The organism is Exiguobacterium sp. s48 (genome assembly GCF_018617395.1).
GTDB lineage: Bacteria > Bacillota > Bacilli > Exiguobacteriales > Exiguobacteriaceae > Exiguobacterium.
In genome coordinates this window covers 408,517-423,324 of the sequence record NZ_JACSKC010000001.1, presented here as the reverse complement: position 1 = coordinate 423,324, position 14,808 = coordinate 408,517, and the positions used below count along the sequence as shown (strand labels likewise).

The 14,808-nt window shown below is 47.5% G+C and carries 14 protein-coding genes; all 14 read right to left on the bottom strand.

Features of this window, described 5'->3' with window-relative positions:
- Positions 1-13: 13 nt before the first annotated feature.
- Entirely contained in the window at positions 14-2,740 is a 2,727-nt protein-coding gene (ileS, locus tag KNO66_RS02160; RefSeq protein WP_214739990.1) for an isoleucine--tRNA ligase, read from the bottom strand.
- 277 nt (positions 2,741-3,017) lie between these two features.
- Positions 3,018-3,566 (bottom strand): DivIVA domain-containing protein, encoded by a 549-nt coding sequence (locus KNO66_RS02155; RefSeq protein WP_214739988.1) that lies wholly within the window; start codon positions 3,564-3,566, stop codon positions 3,018-3,020.
- Positions 3,567-3,584: 18 nt separating this feature from the next.
- Positions 3,585-4,355: a YlmH family RNA-binding protein gene (locus KNO66_RS02150; protein WP_214739986.1), complete on the bottom strand. Its 771-nt coding sequence runs from the start codon at positions 4,353-4,355 to the stop codon at positions 3,585-3,587.
- A 3-nt stretch (positions 4,356-4,358) separates the two neighbouring features.
- Positions 4,359-4,628 (bottom strand): YggT family protein, encoded by a 270-nt coding sequence (locus tag KNO66_RS02145; RefSeq protein ID WP_214739984.1) that lies wholly within the window; start codon positions 4,626-4,628, stop codon positions 4,359-4,361.
- Positions 4,629-4,632: 4 nt separating this feature from the next.
- Entirely contained in the window at positions 4,633-5,103 is a 471-nt protein-coding gene (locus tag KNO66_RS02140) for a cell division protein SepF (RefSeq protein WP_015881316.1), read from the bottom strand.
- Between the two features lie 23 nt (positions 5,104-5,126).
- Positions 5,127-5,780, bottom strand: a complete 654-nt coding sequence (locus KNO66_RS02135; RefSeq protein WP_214739982.1) for a YggS family pyridoxal phosphate-dependent enzyme — start codon at positions 5,778-5,780, stop codon at positions 5,127-5,129.
- Entirely contained in the window at positions 5,777-6,538 is a 762-nt protein-coding gene (gene pgeF / locus KNO66_RS02130; RefSeq protein ID WP_214739980.1) for a peptidoglycan editing factor PgeF, read from the bottom strand. Before pgeF ends, KNO66_RS02135 begins: the two co-directional genes overlap by 4 nt.
- A 51-nt stretch (positions 6,539-6,589) precedes the next feature.
- Positions 6,590-7,732, bottom strand: coding sequence for a cell division protein FtsZ (ftsZ, locus tag KNO66_RS02125; RefSeq protein ID WP_214739978.1), 1,143 nt, complete (start codon positions 7,730-7,732; stop codon positions 6,590-6,592).
- 45 nt (positions 7,733-7,777) lie between these two features.
- Positions 7,778-9,064: a cell division protein FtsA gene (gene ftsA / locus KNO66_RS02120; protein WP_214739976.1), complete on the bottom strand. Its 1,287-nt coding sequence runs from the start codon at positions 9,062-9,064 to the stop codon at positions 7,778-7,780.
- Positions 9,065-9,291: 227 nt separating this feature from the next.
- The gene (locus KNO66_RS02115; protein ID WP_214739974.1) at positions 9,292-10,062 is read right to left on the bottom strand and encodes a cell division protein FtsQ/DivIB; all 771 of its coding nucleotides are present in this window, start codon (positions 10,060-10,062) and stop codon (positions 9,292-9,294) included.
- 14 nt (positions 10,063-10,076) lie between these two features.
- Positions 10,077-11,153 (bottom strand): undecaprenyldiphospho-muramoylpentapeptide beta-N-acetylglucosaminyltransferase, encoded by a 1,077-nt coding sequence (gene murG, locus KNO66_RS02110; RefSeq protein WP_214739972.1) that lies wholly within the window; start codon positions 11,151-11,153, stop codon positions 10,077-10,079.
- Positions 11,150-12,487, bottom strand: a complete 1,338-nt coding sequence (gene murD, locus KNO66_RS02105; protein ID WP_214739970.1) for a UDP-N-acetylmuramoyl-L-alanine--D-glutamate ligase — start codon at positions 12,485-12,487, stop codon at positions 11,150-11,152. Before murD ends, murG begins: the two co-directional genes overlap by 4 nt.
- Before the next feature lie 13 nt (positions 12,488-12,500).
- Positions 12,501-13,460, bottom strand: coding sequence for a phospho-N-acetylmuramoyl-pentapeptide-transferase (gene mraY, locus KNO66_RS02100; protein ID WP_214739969.1), 960 nt, complete (start codon positions 13,458-13,460; stop codon positions 12,501-12,503).
- 21 nt (positions 13,461-13,481) lie between these two features.
- Positions 13,482-14,786 (bottom strand): UDP-N-acetylmuramoyl-tripeptide--D-alanyl-D-alanine ligase, encoded by a 1,305-nt coding sequence (locus KNO66_RS02095; protein WP_214739967.1) that lies wholly within the window; start codon positions 14,784-14,786, stop codon positions 13,482-13,484.
- Positions 14,787-14,808 lie beyond the last annotated feature (22 nt).

Below are 14,808 nucleotides of genomic sequence, written 5' to 3'. Positions count from 1 at the left end.
ACTCCGGTTCGTCTTAACCGATTACTGATGCACAGCGTGGGCAAAGCTCAGGATGCTCTTCGTTTTGTCCAAGCTCTGTCGAGTATGTCCAACAGCGTGCACAAGCGGCTCCGTCGGCTTTCATGACTGTGATTTTCGTCGTCGCATAATCGACGTCTGCCGTCTCAGACCATTCCACTTGCGATACTTGAAGCAGTTGACTGACGTTGTCGATCGTCTTGAGCAACTCGGCAGTCTCTGCTTTCGGTGCGAGGATCAACTTCGCCTCAAGCGGTTTTCCGATCAATTTTTCTCCACGTGCAATCTCAATCGCTTTCAAGACATCGTCACGGAAGACGAGGAATTTCGACCACTTCTCAAGTAAAGCCGTTTCGTCTGTTGTGAGCGCGCTCACTTCTTCTAAATCCGTCAAGAAGATACTTGCTTCTGACTTCCCAGGAACCTCTTTCCACGCCTCATCGGCTGTGTGTGGAAGGATTGGTGCCAATAGTTTCGTCAAGAGTACGACCGCATCGTACATGACTGTCTGAACAGCACGACGACGGAGATCGTCTTCACGTTCGATATACAAAATATCTTTTGTGAAGTCGAGGTAGAACGATGACAACTCGTTGACACAGAAGTTATGAACGAGATGATACACGGCCATAAAGTCAAATTCATCGTATGCTTTGACAACTTTTGTCTGTAATTGCTTGAGTTTCGTCGCCATGAAACGGTCTGCTTCCGGCATGTCGTCGAATGCGACACGCATCGATGGTTCGAACCCGTTCAAGTTCCCGAGCAAGAAGCGGATCGTGTTACGCATCTTCCGGTAAACTTCTGATACTTGTTTGAAGTTGTCATGTGACGCACGTACGTCTGATTGGTAGTCAACCGATGCGACCCAAAGGCGTACGATTTCGGCACCGTATTGTTTTACGAGATCGTTCGGTGCGATTGTGTTACCGAGCGATTTCGACATCTTACGTCCATCGCCATCAAGGACAAAACCGTGGCTTAAGACGTTTCGGTATGGTGCTTTCCCAGTCGTCGCGACAGCTGTTGAGAGTGACGAGTTAAACCAGCCGCGATATTGGTCAGAACCTTCAAGGTAAAGGTCTGCCGGACGACGCAGGTTTTCGCGTTCCTCTAATACACCAGCGTGTGAAGAACCTGAATCGAACCAGACGTCCATGATGTCGAGTTCTTTACGGAACTCGCCATTCGGGCTGTTCGGATGTGTGAAGCCTTCAGGGAGAAGGTCTTTCGCTTCACGCTCATACCATACATTTGACCCGTGCTCGCGGAACAAGTTCGCAATGTGGTCAATCGTTTCGTTCGTGATGATTTCAGTACCATCTTCAGCGTAGAAGATTGGGATTGGAACACCCCAAGCACGTTGACGGCTGATGACCCAGTCTCCACGGTCACGGACCATGTTGTAAAGACGTGTCATCCCCCATTCAGGAACCCAGTTCACTTCTTCGATTTCACGAAGCATATCTTCACGGAAATCTTTGATCGATGCGAACCATTGTGGCGTCGCACGGAAGATGACCGGCTTTTTCGTACGCCAGTCGTGCGGGTACGAGTGCTTGATGAACTTCAAGTTGAGCAAGTAGCCGTTCTCTTCAAGCTTCATCCCGATTTGTTTATTCGCATCTTCGTAGAAGAGACCCTCGAAACCAGGGGCTTCGTCTGTCATATACCCACGGTCATCTACCGGGCAAAGTACGTCTAATCCGTAAGCCTGTCCGACACGATAGTCGTCTTCCCCGTGTCCAGGGGCCGTATGCACGAGTCCCGTCGCATCCGCAGTGACGTGGTCACCAAGGATGACGAGTGACGTCCGGTCATACAACGGATGCTGCGCCGTCATGTATTCAAAATCGCGACCGTTCCATGAACCGCTCACTGTATAGTCAGACCATCCAAGCGCTGTCGTCACTTCTTCAACGAGCGTTTCTGCGACGATATAGCCTTTCCCTTCATGATCGATACGCGTGTAAGTCAACTCATCACTCACCGCGATTCCAAGGTTGGCCGGGATTGTCCAAGGTGTCGTCGTCCAGATGACAAAATGATCATTTGACGTCAATGTATCTTTACCGTCTACAACGCGGAATGCCACGTAGATAGCCGGTGATTTTTTATCGTAATATTCAATTTCAGCTTCCGCGAGTGCTGACTCCGAAGATGGTGACCAGTAGACCGGTTTTTTCCCTTTGTAGATGTAACCTTTCTCAGCCATCGACCCGAACAAGCGAATTTGTGCCGCCTCGTATTCAGGAAGAAGCGTGATGTATGGATTCTCAAAGTCTGCGAGAAGACCGAGACGTTTAAATTGTTCGCGTTGCGAGTTCACTTGTTCCATCGCATATTCTGCACACTTTTCACGGAATTCAGCGACCGTCATCTCCTTACGGTTGACGCCAGCTTTTTGAAGGGCATTCTCGATTGGAAGACCATGTGTATCCCAACCTGGAATCATTGGAGACTGATAGCCATTCATCCCTTTGAAACGCACGATGATGTCTTTTAATACTTTGTTCATCGCGTGTCCCATGTGGATGTCGCCGTTCGCATATGGAGGTCCATCATGTAAGATATATTGCGGTTTCCCCGCATTTTTTTCTTGTACTTTGTTGTAAAGGTCCATGTCTTCCCATTCTGTTTGCATTGCCGGTTCGCGTTTTGGTAAATTCCCACGCATTGCGAATTCTGTGTTTGGCATTAATAGCGTGTCTTTGTAGTTCATCGAAACTCCTCCATCAACATTTTTTTAGAAAACAAAAAAAACCAACCCATCCCTGATAGGGACGAGTTGGTTGACTCGCGGTACCACCCTACTAGTCTCACTCTCATGAGACCGCTCTCGGTAACCGATAACGAGGTCAGGCGGTCACGCCTACTATAGTTCAGCGCGACGACTCATAGGGGATACCGATTCGAGTCTTTCTCTTAGGCTCTCACCGTCCCTAAGTCGCTTCGTAGGTATGACTCGATCGACGCGTCCTACTCAACGTGTTGATCATTTATCCATGTTGTTCTTCATTCTGTGTGACTTCGTGGTCATTATACGCAAGTTCTGATCTATCGTCAAGAACCGTCTGCACAGGCGGCTCCCCGACAATCGTCTCCCACTCTGTGCTGTTTAAGAGCTCCATTTGGGCGTCGACGAGGACACGGAAACGTGTTCGATACAACTCGACTTTCTTGAGCATTTGGACGACTTCACGTTCAGCAAGTTGCTCTTTGCGCGCCGCTTCTTCTTCACGAGCGAACGCTTCACGTTCCGCTTGCTTCAAAATGAGACTCGCTTCTTTTTGAGCATTGTTCTTCACTTCTTCCGCTGCTTCCTGCGCGACAATAATCGACTTGTTCAACGTATCTTCCATCGAGGAGAAGTAGTCAATGCGGGCTTGCATATCGTTGACAAGTTCTTCATACCGTCGATTCTCACGAATCAATAGTTCAAACTCTTTAATGATTTGATCTAAAAATTCATTGACCTCATCGATGTCGTACCCACGAAAACGGGAAGAAAATTCTTTATTATGAATATCAATCGGTGTCAACGCCATTCGACTTTCCTCCTAAATTCAACGTATGGTGCCATACTGGATTTTAATTTTTTCACGTTTGGTCGATCCGAGAATCTCCATCAATTTGATGCGACCATATCCACGAACGGAGAGCAGATCATCTGGCTCAAGGATGAAGCTCGCGTCTTCAATGACTTTATGGTTCACTTTACAGTCGCCATGTTTGACGAGTGCCTGGGCTTTTTGCCGAGAAATATTAAGCACCTCGCTTGCGACCGTATCAAATCGTAACGAGGACACGATGCCAAAGCCTTCCACCCACTCCGTTTTTGGAACGATGAGAATCTCTTCTTTCGCCACAGAGGAAATACGGACTTTTGCTTTTCCGACACGCTCGAGGTTCATTTCGATGAATCCGACCGCTTCTCGTGTCGTCGCAAATTGTACGATCTCCTCGTCAAGAACGACGTCACCGAACTTTTGGCGCTTCAGTCCAGCGTTCAGCAATGTCCCTGTCACTTGTCGATGCGTCAAGTCCACAAATTTTGTCGGATACTCGATTCGACGGACCTCAATCTCGAAATCATCGGCATTCAGTTCATAATAATCCGGGGCCAAAATCAGTCGACGTCGTTCTGCCCCTTCAAATCCGCCATCATCATGAATGACAAGTTGTTTGCCGACAAGCTGTTTGACGATTTGCTGTTCACGCGGATCTAAGAAATCCGTCAACTTCAGCACATAGCTATTCTCCACTTGCTGTACCCAGTCGAGCACTTGCTCCACGAACGCGCGTTCACTTGGTCGATAATGGTCATAGACGCTCATACGTCACCCAAAAATCGCAGCGATCCCAGATTGGGCCATACGTAACACGAACAACGCCACGATTGGGGAAATATCAAGCATGCCACCAATCGGTGGGATGATTCGACGAAACGGCGCCAAAAACGGTTCACAAAGGAAAGATAAAATCTGTCCAAATTTTGATTCACGTGCGTTCGGGAACCATGATAATAAAATATAACCGATAAGGACCCAACTATAGATACCAAGTAAGTCGCTCAACGTTTTGCCTAAGGCAGGGATTACGTTTTCCATTCAGTTACCACCCTTTACTGTGAAGTTCATCCTCCGAAATCAAGTTTGAAATTGAACCCGTCAATTCGACGTTATTCGGAGTACACAGAATCGTGTTATGTCCAATCGAAGTCATCGATCCCTCAAGGGCATATACGACACCTGAGAGGAAGTTAACGACTTGACGCGATTGCTCTTTTGACATGCGCTGAAGGTTGACAATGACAGCACGGTTTTCTTTCAGATGATCGCTGATGTCTTGCGCTTCAGCGAACACACGTGGCTCAGCCAATACGACTTTCGAACGGTCTTTCTTTTTCGTATTGAGCGCTACGAGATTATTTGCTGATTTTGGGCGATCATCCTGTCTGACGACCGATGTTTCAGTCGTAGAAGGAGCGGCTGCATTTGCAACTGCGTACTCTTCTTCCTCATATGTGCTGTTCGGATCTTCCTCGAGTCCAAAGAAATCTTTCATTTTGTTTTTGATTGACATAACGGATTCCTCCTTAAGATATATTATTGCACAAGTACGGTACCAATACGAACAAACGATGCGCCTTCTTCAATCGCGATTGGATAATCGTTTGACATCCCCATCGACAGTTCCGTGCAAGGTGCGTGTTCATACGCCTTTGCCTTCACTTCATCACGTAAATGACGGAGACGGCGGAACGTTTCACGAAGGATGGACTCATCTTCAGTGAATGGTGCCATCGTCATTAGTCCGATGATTCGAATATGAGGATACTGTTTACAGTTCTCTATGAAGGGCGCGACTTCCTCTATTTCAAGACCATGTTTTGAATCTTCTCCTGATGTGTTCACTTGAACGAAACAATCAATCATTCGGTCCGCACGCTTGTCAATCTCTGCTGCGAGAGACAAACGGTCGAGCGAATGGATTGCTGCGACGTGATCAATGATTTGTCTCACTTTTCGCGTCTGTAACGTACCGATAAAATGAAATCTCGCATCCTTCGGCATCCCTTCAACTTTCTCGAGTAAAGAATCCGGACGGTTTTCTCCAAAGTCACGAATCCCTTCTTCGTAGAGAGCATTGGCCACATCGACACCGACCGATTTCGTGACGGCAATCAAAGTAGGGTCCACATCTTGAACGTGTGATGAAATGATGGATTGAACTTCCTTTACATTATCTGAAATACTCACAATTTCCGCTCCTTGACGATGACTGCTGCAAACCGACGTTTCATTTCTCCATCTCGATAGGAGAAATACGGGGCATCTGCGCCAGTCGTTAAATTCGATTGCATGACTAGTGTGTCATGTTCTTTTGCCAATACTTCATTGACGGTTTGGAGGGACAAAAGGGCGTGGTCCCCTGACTCGTTTCGCACGGCCTGTTCATATGCAACGGGTGAGACTTCCCGAACGGCCTGTAGGACGCGACCATCGACCTCATAATCATCTCCCGAGATGGACGGACCGACGAGCATGTCCACATCGGTCGCCTCGATTCCCTGTTCAGCAAACGTTTCGAGCATGGACTGTACAATGTTTCCGACCGTACCTTTCCACCCGGCATGGGCAATCCCAATGACTCCGTGCTCTTTCGCACAGAAGAAGAGAGGCACGCAGTCGGCAAAGACGAGTGCTAATGGTAACGCGTCCTCCATCGTGAGCAATCCATCCGTTTGAGGAATCGCCTCATCATACTGGAACGCTCCTTTACCTTTATCAGACGAATCGACGACTTGAACCGTTGTTCCGTGCACTTGATCGGCCCACACGGAATCGCCTAGCGAGAGTCCTGATTGTTCAAAGAACTGTCGACGATTTTCGACGACTCGGTTGACTTCATCCCCCACGTGTAATCCGACGTTACCAGCGTTATGTCCGTTCGTTCGCGTCGTCACATAAGCATGATAGCGATTCGTTTCGGTTTCCCAAGTATGTAACAGTTGCATCGGTCTCTCCTTTTAGAAAAAGGGATGCCGAATACCGGCACCCCAAGTTGTTTAGTTACGGCGTTGTCTCACGAACGCAGGGATGTTGATCGTCTCATCTGGGACGTCTCCCCCATATACAGGACGATGGAAGTTCCCTTCGTCTTGTTGAGCCGTTTCATTTGCTTTTGGTTGGGGTTCCTTGTTCTCAACCTCAGGCTGTTTTTTCGGTTGCTGAAGGAACGGGTTCGCCCCTTGCGCTTCTTCAGCGAATTCAGTTGCAATCACGGTGACGATGATCTCGTCGTTCAAGTTTTCGTTGATGACCGAACCGAAGATTAAGTTCACTTCTTCATCAGCTGCACTTTGAACGATTTGAGCCGCCTCTGTTACTTCAAACAAGCTGAGGCTAAGTCCACCCGTGATGTTCATCAAGACACCTTTCGCTCCTTCGATTGATGATTCGAGAAGAGGTGACGAAATGGCTTTCTTCGCAGCTTCAACGGCACGGTTTTCACCTGTAGCGACACCGACACCCATGAGGGCAGAACCTTTCTCCGTCATGATTGTCTTCACATCTGCAAAGTCAAGGTTAATGAGACCTGGAATCGCAATCAAGTCTGTAATCCCTTGAACACCTTGGCGAAGTACGTTATCCGCTTCACGGAACGCCTCAATCATCGGTGTGTTGCGTTCCACGATTTCAAGAAGCTTATCGTTTGGAATCACGATGAGCGTATCTACTTTTTCCTTGAACGCTTGAATTCCGTGTTGTGCATGTTGCATACGCTTGCGTCCTTCGAACATGAACGGTTTTGTGACGACACCGACTGTGAGTGCGCCGATTTCTTTTGAAATTTCTGCAATCACCGGAGCAGCACCTGTCCCGGTTCCACCACCCATACCAGCAGTGACGAAGACCATGTCTGCTCCATCAAGTGCTTCAATCAACTGTTCGCGACTTTCTTCGGCTGCTTTTTTACCGATATCAGGGTTGGCCCCTGCACCGAGTCCACGTGTCAATTTTGCGCCAAGTTGAAGTTTCACGTCGGCTTTCGACATGTTCAACGCTTGTGCATCCGTGTTGACAGCGATGAACTCGACTCCTTGTACCCCATGTTCAATCATGCGGTTAACGGCGTTTGACCCGCCGCCACCGACTCCAATTACTTTAATTTTTGCTACGGCGTCAATCGCCTCATCAAAGTACATCATTCAGGTATCCCCCTACGTATTTTCCAAGTTGTATTCAACATCAGCTTAAACGCCAAATAATTTTTCCATCAAACGACTAAACCCTTTTTTCGATTCCTGATCGGTCTCGTATTCGTTCTCTCCTACATGAATATCGGTCGCTTCTTGCTTCGTGTGAAGTGTTTCTTGACGAACTTCCGGTTTTTCAAGTTGAGATTTCGAAACGTGATGATCGCTCATCAACACATATTTCAATACGCCGACGGCTGTCGCGTACTTCGGATGTCTGACACCAATCGACGAAGGTTGGTACAATCTCGTCTTTTGGCCCATAATCCGAGTCGCCAATTCCTGAATACCAGGCAGAGCGGCTGCTCCACCGCAAAGTAAGTATCCGCCATTTAGCATCGGAACACCTACTTTTTGAACCTTATTCAACATAAGTGTAAACATTTCCTCTATTCTTGCTTCTAAAACGTAGCTAATTTCTGATTGTGGTTCAAACGCCACTTCCCCATTGATGTTCGTATAGGAGAAACCTTCTGTCCCGTCGGCCATTTCTTCAAGAGCGAGACCGTATTCTTCTTTCGCAACTTTGGCGTCTTGATACTTACAATTGAGCTTATAAACCAAATCTCTCGTCATATGGTCCCCACCGACCGGGAGAATATATGAATAGACGAGGTCTCCCCGATAAAATACGGAAACCGTCGTTTTTTCATGTCCGACATCGACGAGGCCGATTCCTAAATCGATTTCATCTACAGAAGCCGCGCTCATGCCGAGTGCAAGATTTCCTAAAATAAATCCTTCGAGTTGTAATCCGGCCCGTTCGATCGAACGACGAATACTATGTAAAATGGTCTTCGATCCGGTTACCATTTTCCCGTGCATCTCAAGTCGATAGCCTAACATGCCACGCGGATCAACGACACCTGTTTGTTGATCGACCGTGAATGAGGATGGAATGACGTCGATGACACTCATCTCATCCGGTAAGCGCATCACTTGTGCCGAGTTGATGACTTCCATCACGTCTGCGTCCGTAATTTCCTGGTCTTCCCGCTTCACAGATGCGATTCCATGACATGGGGCAATTTGGATATGTTCCCCTTCGATGGCAACGTATACAGATCGAATTTGATCGCCTAGTGATGTTTCGGCATGTTCAACGGCCTGTTTGATCGCTTGAACTGTCTTATCGATATCTACGACTGCGCCACGTTTTACACCCGCAGACGGTGCACACCCTTCTGCCAAAATATTAAGCGTTCCGCCGAGCAATTCACCGACGACGAGCTTAATCTCTGACGTTCCAATATCTAATGCGGCTACATAACCATTCGCTTCCAAAAGGGAAACACCTCCGCTCTATAATTTTCCTGTTCCAATTGCCTGACACATATACAGATATCCAATAAAATTGTTGGTTTCGACAAGATATCTCACGTCTAAGTTTACAACAAATAAGATAGTGAGAAAAGGTAGAATCCTACAATTTAAGCGGTTTCGCGTTATCAATTCGTTTACAAACAACAAAAAAACAGCCCTTAACTGTCTAAGGACTGTAATATAACTGATTATTCATTCGTTTTCTTGTATGGAACGAAGTAAAACCCACCATCCATGACGACTGTCCCGCGCTCGCCTTTCGGGATATTTTCATAGATTTCTCCATATTTCGAGACGGTCTCACTTAACTTCAATGTCGGAGTTAGCAATGTATTTCCATCATTCATGAAAATCTCGTATCGCGTCGGTTCTCCTTTTTTCTTTGCCAACGTCACTTCTGACATACGAGCCCGAGTCGCATCATCCACACGCTCGAGTTCACTCGCAATCTTTTTAAGTTCTTCTTCAGAATTGAATTCCCTAAGAAGGGGACCGTCCTTTAACTTTTGAGGGTCAGTAATGGTACCGGTCGGATGAAGCGAGCCGTCTGCTAAGACGACCACATCTCCCTTGTCTGCCCTCGCGTAGGCGATCATCTTTTCTTCTGTCACGTTGATTTGAACATTGTTGTACCAAGAACGATCGATCTCTACCTGTTTGACACCAGGCAGCTGTTCCATCTGCTCACTCATCTTTTTTGGGGACAGACTAATAAACTTTGTCGTCGTGTCGAGTTCCACATCTTGAAACACGTACGACTTTTCTAACCAGAAAAGACCGGATACGTTCACTTCTTTGACGTTTGACATCGAGGTTTGCATATAAACTACGAGTAAGATTAGAATCCCAAATAAGGAGAGTACAGAAAACATCCGACGGTTCGCTTTTTTTCGCCGTTGTTTCTTCATATATGGAATACGGTCTTCGAGACTACGTACCGTTTGTTGGCTAGGTTCCATCGGATTCTACTCCTTTATCGAATGACTTCTTCTGCTAAATCAGCTAAAGCATCTGCCGCATGAGGGAATCCAAGTGCACGGGATGCTTTCGCCATCTCTTCTTGATGTTCAAGGACTTCACGAATCGCTTGTACAAGCGTCTCTCCTGTCAATTCATCTTCTTTCACAAGTAACGCTGCGCCGTTCTCGACAAGAGCAGATGCATTTTTCGTTTGATGATCCGCGGTCACGTAAGGACTCGGGATCAACACACTTGGAAGTCCGAGTGCCGTCAATTCTGAAATCGTTGATGCTCCGGCTCGTGAGATGACGAGTGACGTACAGGCGAGTAAAGACGGCATATCGTATACGTATGGATGAATATGAACGTTATCAGAAGATGGCGCCTGCTTCGACACCGCATCGTAATGCACTTTTCCGGTGACGTATAGTACATTGATCGGCAATTCCGAAAGTGTCGGGATTGCTTCCACAACCGCTCGGTTGATCGCCTCTGCGCCTCGGCTTCCTCCGTATATCAATACGATTGGACGCTCATCTAACTTGTATTGTGCTCTTACCGAAGCCTCATCGACTTCTGTTTGTAGCACTTCACTTCCACGCGGGTTCCCGATTAATCGAACGTTCGCACCTGGGAAATGGACATCTGAACCTTTAAACGAGAGGGCGACTCGATCAGCTTTCTTCGATAGGAATTTGTTTGTTAATCCCGGAATGCTGTTTTGTTCGTGAAGAATCGTTGGAATTCCGAGTTGTTGTGCTGTATAAACGACTGGTCCGGATACGAAACCACCTGTCCCGATGACGACATCCGGTTTAAAGGCAGCCATATCTTTTTTTAAAGAACGTACGGCTTTTAAGAACCAATAGGCCGTCTTCAGATTTTCGAGTGAAAGGGAACGTTTAAGACCGGCGATTTGAATCGACTTGAACGGAACCCCTGCTCGCGGAACGAGATCGGCTTCTAATCCATTCTCCGTCCCGATGTATTGTACCTGTAAATCCGGGTGACGTTTCTGTAGCGTTTCAATCAGTGCGAGTGCCGGATAAATATGACCACCGGTACCACCACCAGATATCATAATCTTCATCGGTTCGCCTCCTCATATGAACGGACGAGTTTTACGAACTGCTCGCCTCGTTCTTCAAACGTTTTAAATTGATCCCAGCTAGCACAAGCAGGGGAAAGTAAGATGACGTCTCCCTTATCTGATTGTTCAAATGCAAGAGGAAGAGCCTCTTCTAATGTACTGACCGTAAACGATGGAATCTGTTGGGACTCGCCGAGCGCTTTAAATCGTTCAGCCGTCTCACCGAAAGCGATGACCGTTTTCACGTTTGATAAGGCTGGAATGAGGGCAGATAAATCCGCACCACGTTCGAGACCACCGCAGAGCCATACGATCGGGGCATCAAACCCACGTAGAGCCGCTTCTGCTGCCACGTTGTTCGTTGCTTTCGAGTCGTTATAGACAGAGCGACCAAGCACAGTGCCAAGGCTTTCTGTCCGATGCGCGACTCCACCAAAATTTCGTAACACACGTTCGATATGGGCACGCGGAATGTGGAACGGTTCAATCAGAAGTAACGCGGCCAATACATTTTCCACGTTATGGGCTCCACCTAAAGCCAGTTCGTTTACCTGGATGATTTTTTCACCGCGAACCGTGACCCACCCATCAACGACCGAGGCGTCGCCATCGTCAAAACTGAATGTGCTCGGATGAATCTGCTCCGGTACACGTTTCATCACTTCTGAATCGGTACGTTTCACAACGAGTTGATCGTCATTCGTCATTTGACGGAACAAGTTTCCTTTTGCATCCGCATATGACTTAAAGTCCCCGTGATAATCCAGATGAGCTTCCGATAGATTGAGTAAAGCAGCGGAACGTGGATGGAACGATTCGATCCCCATCAATTGAAAGCTTGATAACTCGATGACAATCAAATCGCCTGCTTTGGCTTTTGTCGCGACCTCGATCGCAGGGAATCCAATGTTCCCTGCAAGATGCACCGGTCGTTCACCACCTTTGAGTAGCTCATGAACTAGTGTCGTTGTCGTCGTTTTTCCATTTGACCCTGTGATGGCGACAAAGTCTGCCTCTGTTGCTCGATAAGCGAGCTCCACTTCTGTATAGATCGGAATCTCTCGTGACATCGCTTCTTGGAGCAACGGAATATGATAAGGAATTCCTGGATTCTTGACAATCAAGTCCGCCTCATTCAACAAACCGATTGGATGTTCGTTAAAGACAGAACGAATCCCGAGTGCTTGAATTTTCTCTTGTTCCTCTTGAGGCGGAATGTTTCCCGTATTGATGGTTACATCCGCTCCTGCATGATGCAGATAAGTCGCTGCAGCAATACCGCTCTTCGCGGCGCCGAGGACGAGAATTTTTTTACCGTGCCATTGCTTTTCCATCTGTCTCACCCTTTTACATGAGTAGTAATGATAAACCTGCCGTAATTAAACTGATCCCACCGAACGTGAGCACGATGCGCCACTCTGACCAACCGACCATTTCAAAATGGTGATGGATCGGACTCATCTTAAAGAGACGCTTGCCTGTCGTTTTGAACGAGATGACTTGCAAGATAACGCTCAACGTCTCAATGACGAAGATGATGCCGACAAAGACGAGGAGTAACTCGAGCTTCAGCATGAGTGCGAGTCCGGCAACGGCCCCCCCTAATGCGAGTGACCCCGTGTCCCCCATAAAGATTTTTGCTGGGTATTTATTAAACACAAGGAATCCAATCAAAGCACCCACGACAGCAAAGGCGAACCAAGCGATTCCGAGTTCATCTTGTGCATGTGCATAAATTCCAAAGAACGTGAACGTCGGGATAGCTGAGAACGAAACAAGTCCGTCTAACCCATCAGTCAAGTTGACGGCGTTTGAGAACCCGACGAGCCAGAAGATGACGATGGCGATATAGAACCACCCTGTATCAAACGAAATCGATGTGAATGGGATGGAGATTGACGTATCGAGTTCTCCTCCGAGTGATAAAAACCATGCAAACAATACCGATACTACGATTTGACCGATCAACTTCTGAAGAGATGTCAATCCAAGGTTTCGCTTGTTGACGACTTTAATATAGTCATCTAAGAAACCGATGACACCGAATGCCATCGTAACGAATAGAAGAGTCCCAAAACCAGCGACCGCTTCTCCGAAGATGACGGATACGATGAAGCCGACGAGAATCGCAAGCAAGATCACGATCCCACCCATCGTCGGTGTGCCCGATTTCTTCTGGTGCCAACCTGGACCCTCGTCCCGAATCTCCTGTCCAAATTTCAACTGACGTAATGCCGGGATAGCTCGTGGCATGACGATTAAGACACTTAATAATGAACTGATTAATACGATTAAACTAATTAACATGATGCTACCTCACTACTCTATTTATTGAACGAGGCGCTCAAGCGCCAGTCCTCGAGATGCCTTTAACAATACCACAGTATCCGGTCGCTGATAACGATGAAGGAGTTCCTTCGCTTCCTCCACAGTAGCTACCGCTTTGACGTTGACACGTGAATCTTGAATCCCATCGGCAATCCATTTTGCTTTTTCCCCGACTAGGATGCAGTCCGTCACCGGGAACGTTACGACTTCACCTACTTGTTCGTGTTGTGCTTGTTCATCCATTCCTAACTCATACATATCGCCAAGAACGAGCACACGATGTGAGAATCCTTCGAGTGATTTGACCGTTTCAATTGCCGCAATCATCGACGTTGGACTTGCGTTGTAGGCATCGTTAATGAGATGGGCATCACCAAACATCTGTTTTTCCATCCGCATCGATGTCAACTTGATTCGGTCTAGTCCACGTTGAATCATCGCATGATCAAGACCGAGCGCTAATCCACATGCAATCGCATAGGCCGCATTTCGAATCTGATGGGCACCGAGTACTTTTAATTCATATAAATCACCGTTGTATTTAAAAATCGATGCGTCAAACGACGTCTCAATCACTTCGATTTTCCCGTCAGCCGTCTCATTATACCCGACACGATAGCCTTGCCCGGCTAAAAGTGGTTCATCCGCATCGACGATGAGTCGACCGTCCGCTTTGAGTCCAGCTTTGATTTCTAGTTTCGCTTTGGCAATTCCCGAACGCCCACCGACTTGTTCACCATGGGACTCCCCGATATTCGTCACAAATGCCACGTCCGGTTTGGCAAGTTTGGATAGCGCTTCGATTTGACCGAATCCATTCATCCCCATCTCGAGTACGGCCACTTCTGTATCCCGTGGCATTCGGAGGACGGTCAACGGTAAGCCGACGTCCGAGTTGAAATTCCCAGCCGTCTTATGTGTCTTAAATTTTTCTTCAAGCACGACTGCAATCATATCTTTCGTGGACGTTTTTCCATTCGATCCCGTAATGGCGACGACAAGTGGCTTGATTTCTTCTAAATAACGGGCCGCTGCCGTTTGCAGTGCCTCGACCGTCGATTTGACAGGAATGACAACAAGGTTGTCTGGTTGTGGACGCCCTTCTTCCCAGAACGTGACAATCGCACCTTTTTCGACTGCCGACTCGATGTAGTCATGACCGTCGACTCGCGCCCCAACGATTGGGACGAAGAGACCCGCTTCATTTTCATCTCTCGAATCTGTGGCGACGCGTTCGACGAGGCGTTCGTCACGTACATCCATCCCAAACCAAGACGCTAATTTCTGAACTGTCAATTGTTCCATACAAACTTCCTCCTCTTACATA